Here is a 16707-nt window from a genome sequence, read left to right on the forward strand (position 1 = left end):
ACTAATCAGCCATATCATCTTTTGCAATGTAAGTATCAGTGTATTCGTCGTATAAATAAGTGGTTACTCCGTCGTGGTTCCAATCACAAATTGAGTAAACAGAGATAGGTAAGCCCTTTTCCGGAGCAACATCCACCTCATGAATACGCTCAATATTGGTTAACTCACAATTAACATTCGAGAGCATTGAGAGTAATGGTTTTCTTCCATCTGGTGGTGCCCAAACGCCCCAGACTTTCTTTTGATCACCCTTCCAATTGAGATAAATTTTTTGATGGACGTTTAAGCTCCCACCAAATATATCTCCGGGAGCTCGTGACCGAATAGTAACGCCAGGAAAGAAGAACTCACCTAGTTCATTGGTTTGGGCTTCATCTTTTAGCGTTTTTCCATTTTTATATGGTTCATAATAAAGTTCTCGATAAACCGTTAGCCCGGCTTGAGGTTCGCCATTAAGCTTGATGACACCACGAACCTCTGGTGACATTTCTACATCGTACTTTTTAAACGGCCAAATCATTGCACTTGCTCCTATCGAAAATAGAGCTAAGACCAATATAAGCGAGTGTTTTTTAGCCATAGCTTTCTCTATCCATTAACTATTTTGGGGGATGATATGGAAAAAGATGAATAAGTAGAAGATGTTCATAAAGTGAAGGTAATTTTTGGAAGGAAACTCAAGGTAATGTGTAATTGAGATATTTATTTTTTAAACGCTTGAATCATCGTTGTGGCTTAATTTGCTTCAAAAGCAACTTTCCCAATTATTATTTGAAATCACAATAGTACCAACATGGGGTCGAAGTCACCTTTAGCTCGTCTTATATCGTTATTCAACAAGTCAGACTTTCTCAGCGATTTAATCACGACAAACAAATCTTGTACTAAAACAAACAATGTCAGTTGTTTGTTTTCAGAGAAATAAAGGAATAATAACTTAACTTACTGAAATATAATTTATTTGTCGGTTGGTATACATTTCGCAACGTTTGTCATGAGTCTAAATTAACAAGGAGATAGACCATGGCAATTCGTCAATGTGCAATTTATGGAAAAGGTGGCATTGGTAAGTCCACGACAACTCAGAACTTAGTCGCTGCGCTAGCGGAAGCAGGCCAAAAGGTCATGATCATCGGTTGTGACCCGAAAGCGGATTCAACTCGCCTTATCCTCCACACTAAGATGCAAAATACCATCATGGAAATGGCAGCAGAAGCTGGCACAGTTGAAGACATCGAACTAGAAGATGTGCTGCTGACTGGGTACGGGGATGTTAAATGTGTTGAATCAGGCGGCCCAGAGCCAGGTGTTGGTTGTGCTGGCCGTGGTGTCATCACAGCGATCAACTTCCTAGAAGAAGAAGGGGCGTACGAAGAAGATATAGATTTCGTATTCTACGATGTTCTTGGTGATGTGGTATGTGGTGGTTTCGCCATGCCCATCCGTGAAAACAAAGCACAAGAAATCTATATCGTCGTTTCTGGTGAAATGATGGCAATGTACGCAGCAAACAATATATCTAAAGGGATTTGTAAGTACGCTGCAACAGGGAGTGTTCGTCTCGCGGGTTTAATCTGTAACTCTCGTAACACAGACCGTGAAGATGAGCTCATCATGGCGCTTGCAGCGAAGATCGGCACTCAAATGATCCACTTTGTTCCTCGTGACAACATCGTACAGCGTGCAGAAATCCGTCGTATGACCGTTATCGAATATGACCCGACTTGTAATCAGGCCGATGAATACCGCGCTCTTGCGAAGAAAGTGATTGAGAACAAAATGTTCGTGATCCCAGAGCCATGTACGATGGATGAGCTGGAAGACTTGCTCATGGAGTTTGGCATCATGGAAGTGGAAGATGAATCCATCGTTGGCAAAACTGTCGCTGAACTGGCTTAAGCAACGGATATTAATTAGAGATTAATTGAGTTGTTATAAGTGAAAAATCAATTTGGAGGCAGATTATGTCGATGAATAAAGAACAAACGCAGGCACTGATAGACGAGGTATTGGAAGTCTATCCAGAGAAGGCGCGTGATGATCGCAAGAAACACGTCACGGTTACCGACGCTCAATCAGAAGGGACGTGTATCACTTCTAACCGTAAAACGGTGCCTGGCGTAATGACGGTGCGTGGCTGTGCTTATGCCGGTTCTAAAGGCGTCGTTTGGGGGCCAGTAAAAGATATGATCCATATCTCACATGGCCCTGTAGGTTGTGGTCAGTACTCTCGTGCTGGTCGTCGTAATTACTACTCGGGTACGACTGGAGTTGATTCATTTGGCACTTTGAATGTCACCACTGACTTTCAGGAGCGTGACATCGTTTTTGGTGGGGACAAAAAACTTTCCGCTGCGATTGATGAACTTGAGCAATTGTTCCCGCTATCAAAAGGGATATCTATCCAGTCAGAGTGTCCGGTGGGTCTTATCGGGGATGACATCGAAGCGGTAGCGAAAGTAAAAGGCGCAGAAATCGGTAAAACCATTGTCCCTGTACGTTGTGAAGGTTTTCGTGGCGTTTCTCAGTCTCTAGGGCACCATATTGCCAATGATACGATTCGTGACTACGTACTGGATGCCTCTGAAGGTGAAGCGAAGATCGAATCAACGCCTTATGACGTCGCCATCATTGGTGATTACAACATCGGTGGTGATGCTTGGTCTTCCCGTATCATCCTTGAAGATATGGGCTTACGTGTCGTTGCGCAATGGTCTGGTGATGGTACGTTACCAGAAATGAAAAACACACCTCAAGTGGCATTGAATTTGGTTCACTGTTACCGATCAATGAACTACATCGTTCGCTACATGGAAGAGAAACAAGGCATTCCATGGGTTGAATACAACCTATTTGGTCCCACTAAGATCGAAGAGTCAATGCGCAAGATCGCCGCCTTCTTTGATGAGAAAATCCAGAAGCAAACTGAAGACGTTATCGCTCGCTACCGTGAGCAATGGCAGGCCGTGATTGATAAATATCGACCTCGCCTTGAAGGTAAGTCAGTGATGCTTTATGTCGGTGGTCTGCGCCCTCGCCATATCATTGGTGCTTATGAAGATTTAGGGATGGAAATTACCGGGGCTGGCTATGAGTTTGCTCATAACGATGACTATGTGAAAACCACGCCAGAACTGAAGGATTCAACGCTGCTATTCGATGATGCAAGTGCCTATGAATTGGAAGAGTATGTTAAAGCGCTTAAACCCGACCTTGTAGGTTCTGGAGTTAAAGAGAAATATGTATTCCAGAAAATGGGTTTCCCATTTCGCCAAATGCACAGCTGGGATTACTCAGGCCCTTACCACGGTGTTGATGGCTTCGCTATTTTCGCCCGCGATATGGATTTGACTATCAACAACCCATGCTGGAATAAGATGAAAGCACCTTGGTTGAAAGAAGCATCAGACGACGCTCTAGTGAAAATTGCTTAATGTGAGTTGGAATGGATTTCCAATTAATGTCACCCGAGCCGGAGTTCACAGATTAGTGGCACGGTAGGAGAATTACCCATGACTCAAAAAGTTGAAGATATAAAAACTGGTTATGCTCTTTTTCAGCAACCAGAATACCAAGAGATGATGGCCAATAAACGCGCATCTTTTGAACAAGGCGTTGATGCAGAGAAGGTTCGTGAAATCTTTGAATGGACAACCACGAAAGAATACCAAGAGATTAACTTTGCTCGTAAGCACATCACCATTGACCCGGCCAAAGCTTGTCAGCCATTGGGAGCGGTATTGTGTTCGCTAGGTTTTGAGAAAACATTACCCTATGTACACGGCTCTCAAGGTTGCGTTGCGTACTTTCGGAGTTATTTTAACCGTCACTTCAAAGAGCCCATTGCGTGTGTTTCTGACTCCATGACAGAAGATTCGGCAGTCTTTGGTGGGCAGGAAAACCTGTTTCAGGGTTTGGAAAACGCGTTCGCGCTTTATAAACCCGAGGTGGTTGCAGTGTCTACCACCTGTATGGCTGAGGTTATTGGTGATGATTTGAATGCGTTTATTAATAATGCCAAAGATAAAGGCCATATTCCCAAAGCGCTACCCACCCCATTTGCACATACACCATCGTTTGTTGGTAGTCATGTGACAGGTTGGGATGGCATGTTTGAAGGCATGATGAAATACTTTACTGATCAAGAAAGTATTAAGGTCGGTAGCAACGGTAAAATCAATATTATTCCCGGATTTGAAACGTATCTTGGTAACTATCGTGTTATTCACCGCATGTTGAATGAAATGGGCGTTGATTACTCTTTCCTTTGTGATCCCTCTGAAGTCCTCGATACCCCGGCAGACGGTGAATACCGCATGTATGCTGGTGGAACGCCCATTGAAGAGATGAAAGAGGCACCGAATGCTAAAACCACTTTCTTGCTTCAGCCAAATCAACTTGTGAAGTCTAAGAAATACATTGAAGGTGTTTGGAAACACGAGGTTCCTAAAACGACTATCCCGATGGGGTTAGAGTGGACGGACAAATTTTTAATGAAAGTTTCTGAGGTCACGGGTAAGCCTATTCCGGCATCGTTAACGAAAGAGCGAGGTCGTCTTGTTGACATGATGACCGACTCCCATACTTGGTTACACGGCGTAACGATTTCACTGTATGGCGATCCTGATTATCTATTGGGCATGTGTAAGTTCCTAACCGAGCTGGGTTGTGAAATTAAACACGTTCTTTGTAATAACGGTTCTAAAGCGTGGAAAAAAGAAATGGAAGCACAACTGGCAGAAACACCATACGGTGCCAATGCAGAAGTGTTCTTCAAACAAGACTTGTGGCACTTACGTTCGCTGATGTTTACGGACAAGCCCGATCTATTGATCGGTAACTCGTATGGTAAGTTCATCGAGCGGGATACAAAAGCGAAAGGAACCGAGTTTGAAGTACCACTGGTGCGTATTGGTTTCCCTATTTTTGACCGTCACCACTTGCATCGCCAATCAACGCTGGCCTACGAAGGGGCAATGTACATCTTAACCACTTTAGTTAACGAAGTGCTGGCTAAGCTGGATCGTGATACCAGCGACCTAGGCAAAACAGACCTTGGTTTTGATTTAGTTCGTTAACTTAAATGACCGACGCTATTTATCGTCGGTCATTTTTTAGCCGAAAATGAGGGATGTGTTATGGCGAATGTCATGATTCAGTACAACGAAAGTCACCAGTTATCGCTTTATTTACCGAAGAAGGATTTGGAAGAGGTCATTACTTTCTTCGAATTCGATTCTGAAGAGAAATGGGGCGGTGAAGTGCATTTGGCCAATGGTGCTATTTATCATATTGCTCCAATGACCAGTAAACCAAGATTGCCCATTACGGTGAAAGCCAGACGGTTACAAGCAGCGTAAATTAAGGAGAATCTCATGATGGACACGACGATTTCTGATCAAGCCGCTCTTCGAGTTGCGTTGGCGTCTAAATTGCTACCTGATATCGACTTACGTTCTTTGTTAGGGCTATTGATCCAACATCTGGGTGAACCGCTGACGGAAACTAAGTTAGTGGGGTTATCACCGAAAGCGTTTCGTTTAATGGTGAGTTCGCTGGGTTCTGGAGCAACACGCAAAGAGGTATCGGGTGCTTTGGATGTGTTGTGCCATCCTGACGTGAGCGATGCCTCGGCACCACACGTTCCGGTACAAGAGCCGATGACGGGGCCAAAACTCAAAGTCGCATTGACCTCGAATCAGGGGGAAATGGTGAATGGTCATTATGGTTCTTGTTTACGGGTATTGATTTATGAAGTCAGTGCAATGGAACATCGTCTGGTTGACGTACGCGAAATGCCGACAGGGAGAAAGGGTGAAGAACGTGCAATCTTGATGTTAGATAAAATTCGTGATTGTCACCTGTTATTCACATTGTCTATCGGGGGGCCTGCGGCTGCTCGCGTCACTCGCGCCAATATTCATCCGATTAAAAAGCCAACGCCGATGTCTGCTGAAGCGGTATTAGCGGAGCTCTCAAATGTGATTGCCACCAACCCACCGCCATGGATTAAACGTATTCTAGGCATGAAGATATCTGAAAAACGCTTGGAGGAAGAGAGCGGTGAGCCATGCTACAACGACTAAGTGTGATATTGACTTTGAACGGGGCCATTTATCTGAACGGGTGTTGTCTGACATTGTTTCGCAGTTAGGCAATGAATCAGAGATAAGTCAGGACACCTTATCTCGCTTGCAAGTCCGTTACCCTGAATTGCGTTTCACTCTGTGTTTTGATGAAGAGATGGGTTCACATGAGGCGTACATCGAAGCGAGTGGTTTTGATCTCCATTTAGTCTCTCATCGTCTGTCTGGGTGCAGTTCGTTGACTCAGGAGTTAACACAGGCTTCTGGGGTGGTGATTGCGCTTCACGATCGTTAAGTATTTTTTGTTCGTTTTACGACAATGTCAGTCTTTGTCTTTGTCAGTGTTGAGTTTAATCAATAAGTTATGAGTGGAATAACACTTGCAGTTAACGAAGTATTCAGTATCTCAATTTTAACTGCTGCAACTCAAGGAGAGCCGCATGAAGCGATCAGAGATCACGTTACTGCAAGATGAACCCGCCTGTGAGCACAACAGTGGAGAAAAAAGTGGTTGTAGCCGACCTAAACCGGGCGCAACGGCTGGAGGATGCTGTTTTGATGGTGCTCAGATAAGCTTGCTGCCCATCGCGGATGTGGGGCACCTCATTCATGGGCCAATTGGTTGTGCGGGAAATAGCTGGAACAATCGCGGGACTCGTGCTCTGGGCAGAAACCTGTTTCGTTATGGATTTACCACGGATCTTAATGAGCAGGATATCATCATGGGACGTGCGGAAAAACGGCTGTTACATGCGATAAAACAGCTGATTAAACAATATCAGCCTCCTGCGGTTTTTGTGTATATGACTTGCGTTCCCGCCCTAGAGGGAAACGATATTGAAGCCATTTGCTCTCTAGCAACCGAGCGTTGGGCGACGCCTGTGATCCCTGTCGATGCGGCGGGCTTTTATGGCAATAAGAATCTGGGTAACCGAATTGCGGGCAACGTGATGGTTGAACGAGTGGTTGGGTCGGCAGAGCCTCCACCAAAGCCCCAAATGCGACATGATTCAACTCGCCTCGTCCATGACATTGTTCTTATCGGTGAATACAACATCGCCGGAGAGTTTTGGCATGTGTCGCCACTGTTTGAGCGTTTAGGGTTAAGAGTGTTGTGCTGTATGGCGGGTGATACTCAATTTCATCAAATACAGACGATGCACCGTGCGGACGCGGCCATGGTGGTTTGTGCTCGAGCACAAGTGAATGTGGCACGAAAGCTGGAAGAGAGATGGGGCATACCTTGGTTTGAAGGCAGTTTCTACGGTATAGAAGATACATCACATTCACTGCGAGAATTTGCCCGTCTACTTGGCGACCCAAAACTGAGCAGAGAAGTCGAACTTTTGATTACAGAGGAAGAAAGTCGCATTCGCTCAGCGCTGACCCCTTACATAGAAAAGTTGAATGGCAAGCGAGCGCTGCTTTATACCGGAGGGGTTAAGTCCTGGTCAGTCGTGAGCGCTCTGCAAGAGTTAGGCATTGAGTGTGTTGCCACAGGCACCCGTAAATCCACACAATCGGATAAAAATAAAATCCTAGACATTATGGGTAAAGAAGCGCTCATGCTCGATGAAGGTGGCGCGACTTTACTGCTCGATACTTATCACCAGCATCATGCTGATGTCATGATTGCGGGGGGCCGAAACATGTACACGGCCTTAAAAGCGAAGTTGCCGTTTTTGGATATCAACCAAGAACGTGAACATGCTTATGCTGGGTATGAAGGAATGCTCACCTTAGCGCAAGAACTGTGCAGAACAATAGACACCCCTATCTGGCAGACGGTTCAACGCCAAGCTCCATGGATAGTCGAAGACGTAACCTTCACTTCTACCATCATTGAAAAAGGAGCCTGATATGGTTATTCCAATCAAACAACACTCCCCACTGGTTACTCAGCCATTAAAAACGAGCCCGGCAACCGGAGCCACTTTAGCGACACTGGGTTTTTCTGGTTCCATACCTTTGATGCATGGTTCTCAAGGTTGCAGTGCCTTTACTAAGGTTTACCTTATCCAACATTTAAGGGAGCCCATTCCATTACAGAACACGGCAATTGACCAAGTTTCTGCGGTCATGGGGGGAGAGGGTAACATAAGCGAAGCATTACAGGTGTTATGCGAGAAGCACTCCCCTGAACTGATTGTCATCATGAGTACGGGGCTGACGGAAATGCAGGGGGTTGACCTGTATCGTATCGTTACTGAGTTCACACTCCAGTACCCGCAATATTCGGAGACAAGCATTGTCCCAGTCATAACTCCAGACTTCATCGGGTCAATGCAAACCGGTTACGCGCATACGGTTCGTAGCATTGTGAAACAATTGGTTAAAGGACCAACAGGGCGTGAAAAACAGCGCACACAAGTGAATGTTCTCTGTTCTATTGGAATGACATCTGCTGATATTGAAACGATTAAACGTTATGTGGAAGCCTTCGATTTGGACTCTGTTATTGTGCCCGATTTATCGCTTTCGTTAGATGGTCATTTAGGTCGAGAGGACTTCAGTGCAACGAGTTCAGGGGGAACTTCCGTCCTTGAAATTGAGCTCATGGCCGACAGTTCGAAAACTTTGGTCTTTGGCGAGTCTCTGGAAGATGTCGCAAGATGGTTGAATGTACGATTTGGTATTCATTATCGCCAGTTCGGGATGGCGATGAATTTAGACAGCATTGATCCATTGATCATGACGCTTTCTGAGATCAGCGGCCGTCCAGTACCGGGGTGGATAACACGTGAACGCCAACGATTACAGGATGCACTGCTTGATGTCCACTTTCTACTCAGCGGTGAGCAATACACCATTGCACTTGAACCTGATTTAGCGAAGGGTTACGTTGATCTCATTACTATGGCTGGGGGGGAGGTTAGTCAAGTCGTCACGACACTCGATGTGCCGAGTTTGCAAGACATGGAGGCACGAGAAGTGATTGTTGGTGATTTATCGTGTATTGATTTAGCAAACCCTGACTTAACGTTAGTGATTGGTAATAGCCATTGTGCCAATGTGTGTGAGTCGGTTGTTCCGGTGATGCGCGTCGGCTTCCCATGTTTTGACCAATTTGGCAACATGGATATAAAACAAGTCGGGTACGAAGGTGCTCGGCAACGATTGTTTTCTCTGGCTAACTTATTACTTCATAACCATAAAGACGAGGTAACACCACACGTTAGTGCCTATCGTTTCAGTGCGCATGACGTATTACCGACTGCGGAGGGGTTATGAGGCCGACAAAAAGAAGGCTACACCTCCCACCGGAGCCAACTCAGGATAACCTGCGTGTTAAAATCGCGTTTACCACCTCAGATAGACAAACCGTCGACCAGCATTTTGGGTCCGCAAAAGGCGTATTGATTTATGGTATATACAGCACCGAATGGCATCTGATGGAAGCGATTGAATACAGCTCTAGCGGTTTTGCACATGATAAATTGCCGAGCCGTATCGCTGACTTATCAGGGTGTGCGGTGCTCTTTTGTAACGCATGTGGTGCGCTGGCTATCCGACAATTGATTGAGTGTGATATCCAGCCCGTCAAAGTCAGTGAGGGGTGTCACATTCACTTTTTACTGACGGAAGTGATGGCAGAATTAAACGGTACTCAGACGGGATGGCTTTCCCGAGCCCTAAAGAAGAATAAACTGCCTGATCTTTCTGATACCCAAAAAAGGTTAACTCAGCTAATGGATGAAGAATGGTAACGTTCAATACAAGGAGGATTCATGATGACGACGAAATTTAGTTATACCCGAGGTGGTGAACCGTGGGCACCTCAATTTATTGAGGCCATTGATGAGCAAAAATGTATAGGCTGTGGGCGGTGTTTTAAAGTGTGTTCACGTAATGTCTTCGATTTAATTGAGAAAGAAGAGATTGGCGAAGAGGATGATTATGATGAAATGATGATGGTGATGACTTTAAAAGATCAAATGGACTGCATAGGGTGCATGTCATGTGCCAAAGTTTGTCCTAAAAACTGTCAAACCTTTACTGCGCCTGCAGCATAAGGGGTAAAAGAGTGGGCTTTTATCTTTTTTCGCCCATTGACTCTCCATCTCTCATGTTTCTTACCAGATCTAATGTTTCTTACCGGACAATTTGTTTTGTTATAAACCTTACAAATAATGTGACAAATTTGTTGTGGTTATTTTGATGCCACATAAAGTGCCTATTTTAGGTTATGTAAATCATGAGGTTATATTTTTTGTGATCTTGGTGGGTTTATTGCAACGGTAACAATATCGACAGAGTAGAAAGGTATCCAACCAAGGAGTGGGCTATGTGGGATTACTCAGAAAAGGTGAAGGAACATTTTTTTCATCCAAGAAATGCAAAATTAGTGGGTGATGCTAATGCACGTGGAGATGTTGGTTCAATCAGTTGTGGTGACGCTTTGAGCTTAACGCTTAAAGTCGAGCCGGACAGTGACGTGATCTTAGATGCGGGTTTTCAAACATTCGGATGTGGTAGTGCCATCGCGTCGTCATCAGCCTTAACGGAGATGATCATAGGCAAATCATTGGATGAGGCCATGAGCATTACGAATAACGATATCGCGGAATATCTTGATGGGTTACCGCCAGAAAAAATGCATTGTTCTGTCATGGGAATGGAAGCGTTACATGCGGCAGTTGCTAACTATCGAGGTGAAACGTTAGAAGAGGATCATGAGGAAGGGGAGCTCATCTGTAAGTGCTTTGCTATTGATGACTTGATGATAAAACGTGTGGTGGAAGCGAATAAGCTCAGCACCCTCGAAGAAGTGGTCAATTACACCAAGGCGGGTGGGGCGTGTACTTCTTGTCATGAGAAAATTGAGTGGGTTCTGGAATGTTGCCTTAAAGAAATGGCAGAGAAAGGGCTAATGACAGAGGGAGTCAAAAGCCGTGAGGAACCAAGCACAGAGATCGTTGCTATTGTTGAGTCGATCATTGAAAAGGTTCGTCCATCAGTACAAGCCGATGGGGGGGACGTTCGCTTACTCGATATTGAAGACAACATTGTCTTTGTCGAGATGAGTGGTGCGTGTGTCGGTTGTGGCTTATCTGGCCTGACTCTGGCCAATCTGGAACAGAAAATTACCCAAGCTTTGGGTGATACCTATACGGTGTTCCCTGTTCAGCAAAACCTATCGAACACAATGCAAAAGGAAGGCTCTTATGACGTTTAACGCAACATTAAGCAGTGATAAGCTGGTTTACCTCGATAATAATGCAACAACATGCATTGATCCTAAAGTTCTGGAAGTGATGCTACCGTATTTAGAGACTTTCTATGGCAATCCTTCTTCTCTTCATCGCTTAGGCTCTGTTGTTGGACATGCGATGGAGACCGCTCGTGAACAAGTCCAACAGTTAATTGGTGCGGAATATGCGAGCGAAGTCATCTTTACCTCTTGCGCGACCGAAGCCACATCAACGGCCATTTTATCTGCGGTTGAGGCTTACCCAGACAAGAAGGAAATCATTACGACACAAGTAGAACATCCGGCGACACTGCAACTTTGTCAGGCATTGGAGCGTAAAGGCTACACTGTCCACTGGATAGGTGTCGATAAGAAAGGTCGTCTCGATATGCCGGCGTTGAAAGCGGCTTTAAACCGTAATGTTGCGATACTTTCCATCATGTGGGCGAACAATGAAACGGGCACGATATTCCCCGTTGAGCAAGTGGCCTTGCTTGCGAAAAGATATGGTGTTGTCGTTCATGTCGATGCGGTACAGATGGTCGGGAAATGTCCGGTTAATGTGCAAAGCTGCCCTATCGATATGTTGTCTATTTCTGGTCACAAGTTCCACGCGCCTAAAGGGATTGGTGCACTCTATGTAAAGCGGGGTACTAAATTTCGCCCGTTACTCCGTGGTGGACACCAAGAACGAGGCCGACGAGCGGGCACCGAGAATGCCGCTTCTGTGATTGCCATGGGGAAAGCCGCTGAACTGGCTTACCTGGCTTTGGAAACAGAGACCCAGCGTATTCAAATGATGCGCGACCGTCTTGAGCAAGGGCTACTCGCTCGCATTCCAAGCTGCTTTGTGACCGGTTTCCCTAAGCGACGCGTTCCGAACACAACCAATATTGCGGTGGAATATATTGAAGGTGAAGCTCTTTTGTTAATGATGAATCAAGTCGGAATCGCGGCATCGTCGGGGTCGGCTTGCACATCTGGTTCTTTAGAGCCTTCTCATGTGATGAAAGCCATGCAGATTCCATTTACTGCAGCACACGGCACATTGCGTTTTTCATTATCGAGATTCACGAGTGATGAAGATATCGATCATGTGCTAGAGCATTTGCCTCCCATCGTGGAGCGCTTGCGCGAAATGTCGCCGTACTGGAATACGGAAACTCAGCAAGGGAGTGCCACGGAATTCATTCCTGTATATGCCTAGGAGTATGGTTATGGACAAGGATGTGCAGTCGGCAAGGGTCATCATCAATGACACGACACTGCGTGATGGAGAACAAAGCCCAGGAGTGGGTTTTACGACCGAAGAAAAGGTAAAGATTGCGTTGTTACTTGAATCGGCTGGCGTCACCGAGCTTGAAGTGGGCATTCCAGCGATGGGAGAACAAGAACGTGAAACCATCAAAACGATCACTCGTCATTTGACTCAGGCAGAAGCGATGGGGTGGTGTCGTATGTTGGCAGAAGATGTTCAGCGAGCGAGTAACCTCGGACTCGACTGGCTCGATCTCTCCGTCCCCGTTTCGCATCAGCAAATGAAACATAAGTTAAATAAAACGTTGACTGATGTTTTGATGGGTTGCGAACGCATTATTCAACAAGCACTTGAGAGCGGAATGAAAGTTTGTGTGGGGATGGAGGATGCATCACGCGCTGATCATGATGTGCTATATAGGGTACTCGAAGTGGCAGAACTTTCTGGCGCTAGCCGAATTCGTTTTGCTGATACACTCGGGATTCTTGACCCATTTACGACTTACCAGATCATATCTGAAATACGTTCAAAAACCGACTTACAGCTTGAAATGCATGCGCACAACGATTTGGGAATGGCGACCGCGAATTCTCTGGCTGCGATACGTGCAGGCGCGGACTCTATCAATACAACCGTCAATGGTCTTGGTGAGCGTGCCGGTAATGCGGCACTAGAGGAAATAACCGTTGCCTTGAATGTGTTGAATCAAGCGGAAACCGGCGTTGATTTGTTAAAACTGGATGAATTATGCCGCTATGTTCAGATCGCATCTGGACGACAGTCCACTCCACAAAAAGCGATCGTTGGTGAGTGTGTTTTTACGCATGAGTCGGGTATCCATGTCGATGGTTTACTTAAAGATATCAATAACTATCAGGGCGTTTCCCCTAGTTTAGTGGGTCGGACTCATCAAATGGTGTTAGGGAAGCACTCAGGAATTCAAGCTATTGAGTCAATCTATGCAGGGATGGGAATTCGACTGACTAAAGCGCAGTGTGAATTGATCAAAGTACAGCTGGTTCATTGGTCAGAAACGTATAAATGCGTTCCTGACCCACAGCAGTTAAGGCATTTTACCTCAATGATCCTACACAAAGCTTAGCCTCAGCATCTTAGGAGTGAATGATATGGAGATCACCGAACAGAATCGGTTCATTAAAGATTGCGAGCAACTTGAGAGTGTAGAGGACTTTTTAGAGTATTTCGCTATTGAATACAGCAGTCAGGTGGTGCAAAGCAAGCACATTCCGTTATTAAGGCTGTGTCGACAGTTATTAACGGCGAAAAAAGCGACGGATAATTATGACGATTACCGCGATGCACTCTCAACGGCCTATAGACAAATTTCACATGGGCGACTGCCGACATTGAAGAAAAGCGCTTGCGCAACGTGTCAATTGGACTGCGATAAAACGGAGTAACAACATGCTGATAAACAGACCTCGTTTTGAGCCGGGTCACGAAGTCAGAGTCATAAGAAATATTCGTAATGATGGCTCTTTTCAAGACCGAGACAAGGGAGAGTTACTGGTTACCTCGGGAAGCATCGGTATTGTTCGAAGTTACGGTGATTTTTTACAGTCACAGCGCATTTATCAGGTTTTTATTGAAGCCGAGAATAAAGTGGTTGGTGTGAGAGAGAGTGAAGTGATTGACGCCGCATTACCTTGGGTTCCTTGTCTATTTCGATCTCAGGATAAAGCAAAGCTCACCTGTAGTTTGACGATGTTTGGTAAACCGCTCGCCTCGAAAGGTGATGTAATCGACGTGCATCGAGCATACCGAAATTTGGACGATGGCTCAGTGAATTATGACGTTAAATTTGGGGAGCACATTATCCGGTTAGAGGCCTCCCGATTAACCCCAGTAGAGGCATAGGAGTGTCAGCATGGAAGCGTATCAACGTCACTACCTTACCGCAAAAGTAGCGGCAGAAAGATTCAAATTAAACCCTGAGTGGCTAAGTGAGCAACAGCGACAAGCGGTCGATGTTCAGGTTGCACAGCTATTTCGAATTCAGTCTGCCGTGCTGAGTTCTCGTTTAGGTATCCAAACTTATGTTCATGACCGTGAACTCGAAGAAGCGATGGATCATGTGATGGGTGGGTATCCCAGTTTGGAAGCGTTCGAGTGTGCTCTGCGAGGTCAGCAGTTGTCGGAAAGTGAGCTGAGGCGAGCGTTAAAAGATGAACTTCGTTGCAATAAAGTGTTAGAACACGTGAGTCGTGATGTTCCCGAACTCAGTGAAGAGGTTGCTTTTGAACATTATCAGGCCAATCAGGATAAGTTTGTACGCCCCAGCTTATGGGAACTGAGTCAAATACTGGTCACCATCAATAGAGAATTTGAAGAAAATCACCGAGAGGCGGCTTTTGCTCGCATTCAGGCCGCAAAACAAGAGTTAAAAGCGAGAGACTTTTCTTCTGTTGCACTTAAGTATTCTGAGTGTCTAAGTGCGGTCAACGATGGTTATCTAGGGTGGTGTGAAGCTCCCAAGTTATTTCCGCAAATTGTGCAGCAGTTGCCACGTCTTGATCTGATGGAGATCAGTTCAGTCATCGAGACAGAGATAGGGTTTCACTTAGTTCGTGTTCACTCCGTCAAACCTAGTGAGTTGGTCTCATTTGAGCAAGCTTATCCATATCTAAAGCAAAAACATCAACAACGAGCTAAAGCGTACATACAAAAGCAGTGGGTGTCGCAGTTGCTGGTAGAGGAGGGGGCGTTTGATGGCAAAGAATAGACCTATTTGGCAATCTTGCTTCGTGCTTTCCCTGTTCTCTCATACGGCGTTAAGTCAGACGTTGACCATCGCGGTTGCAAATAATTTTTACGGGTCGATGAACGCACTGGTGAGAGATTACAAACAACAGCAGGGTCATGATGTCGAGGTCAGTACGGGTTCCAGTGGACAACTCTATGCGCAAATCCTCAACGGGGCACCCTTTGATCTGTTCTTTTCTGCCGATCAACATCGCCCTCAGTGGCTAGTGGAACAGCAATTGGCTGATGAAACTTTTACCTATGCACAAGGTGTGTTGGTCGCATGGTCACCGACTGAGCATATTGACGTTAAAACAGAAATGCTTTCAGAGCATTTTCAGTATTTAGCCATCGCTGATCCAAGGCTTGCCCCTTATGGTCTTGCTGCTCAGCAGGTGTTGGAAAAATACCAACAATGGCAACGTGTACAAAACAAGCTGGTTATCGGGAAAGGGGTAAACGTAGCTTATCAATTTGTTTTTACTGGCAATGCTCAAATTGGTTTATTGGCAAAATCCCAGGTTTATCAGCAAGGACAATTTCAGTCTGGGAGCGTTTGGCAAGTGCCTTTAGGTGACTACTCGCCAATTAAGCAAGATGCGGTGATTCTAAAGTTGAGCAAAGATAAAGTCAGTGTGAAGTCATTTATCTCTTATCTAAACAGTGAACGAGCTAAAGAGATTATTCATAGTTATGGGTATTTGACCGACTGAAAGAAGGGGGAAGGGATCGATTGGACGGTTTAGTGATTGTTACGACACTGAAGTTGGCTTTGGTTGTCATGTGCACACTGCTGGTGATTGGTATACCTACAGCTTGGTGGTTATGCCATAGCCAATCACGTTTTAAGCCCGTGATAGAATCTGTGCTCCTGTTACCTTTGGTGTTGCCCCCGACGGTTCTCGGTTTTTACCTGCTCGTGCTGCTTGGACCGCAGGGCAGCGTGGGGCAGATATTCTATCAATTGGGCTGGCAACAGCTGCCTTTTACCTTCACGGGTATCGCGGTCGCTTGTACGGTTCACTCGCTACCCTTTGTCCTCCAACCGCTTAAGAACGCATTCGCTGCCATTGGCAAAAGGCCGATAGAGGTAGCGGCAACCTTATGCGCCTCACCACTCGATACGTTTATTACGGTCACGTTACCTTTAGCATGGCCGGGGGTCTTATCTTCGGCTGTCATGGGGTTTTGTCATGCTCTAGGCGAATTTGGGATCGTGCTTATGATCGGGGGGAATATACCGGGAAAGACTCGGGTGATGTCGGTCGAAATTTACAATCATGTCGAAGCGCTCGACTACCATAGTGCCCATCTTTTATCGGCGGGACTAGTCGGTTTTTCTTTTTTAGCCTTGTTGTTGATTCATTGGCTCAATACTCTTCATAAAGCCAGAATGGAGTAGGAGAACG

Annotated in this window: 19 protein-coding genes; 18 read left to right on the forward strand and 1 reads right to left on the reverse strand. The window is 45.6% G+C overall.

Translation table 11 applies throughout. The features are described from left to right. Nucleotide 1: 1 nt before the first annotated feature. On the reverse strand, nucleotides 2-580 hold the full coding sequence (locus B5D54_RS00185; RefSeq protein WP_078924454.1) for a DUF6795 domain-containing protein: 579 nt from the start codon (nucleotides 578-580) through the stop codon (nucleotides 2-4). 443 nt (nucleotides 581-1023) lie between these two features. Between B5D54_RS00185 and nifH the strand changes: the two genes are divergently transcribed. The 18 genes from nifH (at nucleotide 1024) to modB (ending at nucleotide 16700) form a co-directional block, all read left to right on the forward strand. Further along, nucleotides 1024-1899 carry a nitrogenase iron protein gene (nifH, locus tag B5D54_RS00190; RefSeq protein ID WP_078924455.1) on the forward strand — a complete coding sequence of 292 codons (876 nt, stop codon included), beginning with the start codon at nucleotides 1024-1026 and terminating at the stop codon, nucleotides 1897-1899. Between the two features lie 65 nt (nucleotides 1900-1964). Further along, on the forward strand, nucleotides 1965-3434 hold the full coding sequence (gene nifD / locus B5D54_RS00195) for a nitrogenase molybdenum-iron protein alpha chain (RefSeq protein ID WP_078924456.1): 1470 nt from the start codon (nucleotides 1965-1967) through the stop codon (nucleotides 3432-3434). A 78-nt stretch (nucleotides 3435-3512) separates the two neighbouring features. Further along, complete coding sequence (nifK, locus tag B5D54_RS00200) at nucleotides 3513-5078, forward strand: nitrogenase molybdenum-iron protein subunit beta (RefSeq protein WP_078924457.1); 1566 nt, start codon at nucleotides 3513-3515, stop codon at nucleotides 5076-5078. A 60-nt stretch (nucleotides 5079-5138) separates the two neighbouring features. After that, complete coding sequence (gene nifT, locus B5D54_RS00205) at nucleotides 5139-5360, forward strand: putative nitrogen fixation protein NifT (protein ID WP_078924458.1); 222 nt, start codon at nucleotides 5139-5141, stop codon at nucleotides 5358-5360. A 15-nt stretch (nucleotides 5361-5375) separates the two neighbouring features. Next, the gene (locus B5D54_RS00210) at nucleotides 5376-6086 is read left to right on the forward strand and encodes a NifB/NifX family molybdenum-iron cluster-binding protein (RefSeq protein ID WP_242004479.1); all 711 of its coding nucleotides are present in this window, start codon (nucleotides 5376-5378) and stop codon (nucleotides 6084-6086) included. Beyond that, nucleotides 6064-6381 carry a DUF6129 family protein gene (locus tag B5D54_RS00215; RefSeq protein WP_078924459.1) on the forward strand — a complete coding sequence of 106 codons (318 nt, stop codon included), beginning with the start codon at nucleotides 6064-6066 and terminating at the stop codon, nucleotides 6379-6381. Before B5D54_RS00210 ends, B5D54_RS00215 begins: the two co-directional genes overlap by 23 nt. A gap of 145 nt (nucleotides 6382-6526) precedes the next feature. Further along, the gene (gene nifE, locus B5D54_RS00220; protein ID WP_078924460.1) at nucleotides 6527-7945 is read left to right on the forward strand and encodes a nitrogenase iron-molybdenum cofactor biosynthesis protein NifE; all 1419 of its coding nucleotides are present in this window, start codon (nucleotides 6527-6529) and stop codon (nucleotides 7943-7945) included. A gap of 1 nt (nucleotide 7946) precedes the next feature. Beyond that, nucleotides 7947-9317 (forward strand): nitrogenase iron-molybdenum cofactor biosynthesis protein NifN, encoded by a 1371-nt coding sequence (gene nifN, locus B5D54_RS00225; RefSeq protein WP_078924461.1) that lies wholly within the window; start codon nucleotides 7947-7949, stop codon nucleotides 9315-9317. After that, a complete protein-coding gene (locus B5D54_RS00230; RefSeq protein ID WP_078924462.1) occupies nucleotides 9314-9793 on the forward strand; it encodes a NifB/NifX family molybdenum-iron cluster-binding protein in 480 nt (159 codons plus the stop codon). Before nifN ends, B5D54_RS00230 begins: the two co-directional genes overlap by 4 nt. Before the next feature lie 21 nt (nucleotides 9794-9814). Beyond that, complete coding sequence (gene fdxB / locus B5D54_RS00235) at nucleotides 9815-10099, forward strand: ferredoxin III, nif-specific (RefSeq protein ID WP_229601068.1); 285 nt, start codon at nucleotides 9815-9817, stop codon at nucleotides 10097-10099. 272 nt (nucleotides 10100-10371) lie between these two features. Continuing rightward, entirely contained in the window at nucleotides 10372-11262 is an 891-nt protein-coding gene (gene nifU / locus B5D54_RS00240) for a Fe-S cluster assembly protein NifU (RefSeq protein ID WP_078924463.1), read from the forward strand. Beyond that, entirely contained in the window at nucleotides 11252-12484 is a 1233-nt protein-coding gene (gene nifS / locus B5D54_RS00245; protein ID WP_078924464.1) for a cysteine desulfurase NifS, read from the forward strand. The genes nifU and nifS overlap by 11 nt, the downstream gene beginning before the upstream one ends. A gap of 10 nt (nucleotides 12485-12494) precedes the next feature. Continuing rightward, on the forward strand, nucleotides 12495-13637 hold the full coding sequence (gene nifV, locus B5D54_RS00250) for a homocitrate synthase (RefSeq protein ID WP_078924465.1): 1143 nt from the start codon (nucleotides 12495-12497) through the stop codon (nucleotides 13635-13637). A 25-nt stretch (nucleotides 13638-13662) separates the two neighbouring features. Beyond that, nucleotides 13663-13956: a nitrogenase-stabilizing/protective protein NifW gene (locus tag B5D54_RS00255; protein ID WP_078924466.1), complete on the forward strand. Its 294-nt coding sequence runs from the start codon at nucleotides 13663-13665 to the stop codon at nucleotides 13954-13956. Nucleotides 13957-13960: 4 nt separating this feature from the next. Continuing rightward, nucleotides 13961-14413 (forward strand): nitrogen fixation protein NifZ, encoded by a 453-nt coding sequence (locus tag B5D54_RS00260; protein ID WP_078924467.1) that lies wholly within the window; start codon nucleotides 13961-13963, stop codon nucleotides 14411-14413. A gap of 10 nt (nucleotides 14414-14423) precedes the next feature. Then, entirely contained in the window at nucleotides 14424-15278 is an 855-nt protein-coding gene (locus B5D54_RS00265) for a peptidylprolyl isomerase (RefSeq protein WP_078924468.1), read from the forward strand. Beyond that, a complete protein-coding gene (gene modA, locus B5D54_RS00270) occupies nucleotides 15265-16011 on the forward strand; it encodes a molybdate ABC transporter substrate-binding protein (protein WP_078924469.1) in 747 nt (248 codons plus the stop codon). Before B5D54_RS00265 ends, modA begins: the two co-directional genes overlap by 14 nt. A 20-nt stretch (nucleotides 16012-16031) precedes the next feature. Next, on the forward strand, nucleotides 16032-16700 hold the full coding sequence (modB, locus tag B5D54_RS00275; RefSeq protein ID WP_078924470.1) for a molybdate ABC transporter permease subunit: 669 nt from the start codon (nucleotides 16032-16034) through the stop codon (nucleotides 16698-16700). Nucleotides 16701-16707: the final 7 nt, after the last annotated feature.

Origin of the sequence: Vibrio cincinnatiensis DSM 19608 (genome assembly GCF_900167345.1) — a bacterium.
Taxonomy (GTDB): Bacteria; Pseudomonadota; Gammaproteobacteria; order Enterobacterales; family Vibrionaceae; genus Vibrio; species Vibrio cincinnatiensis.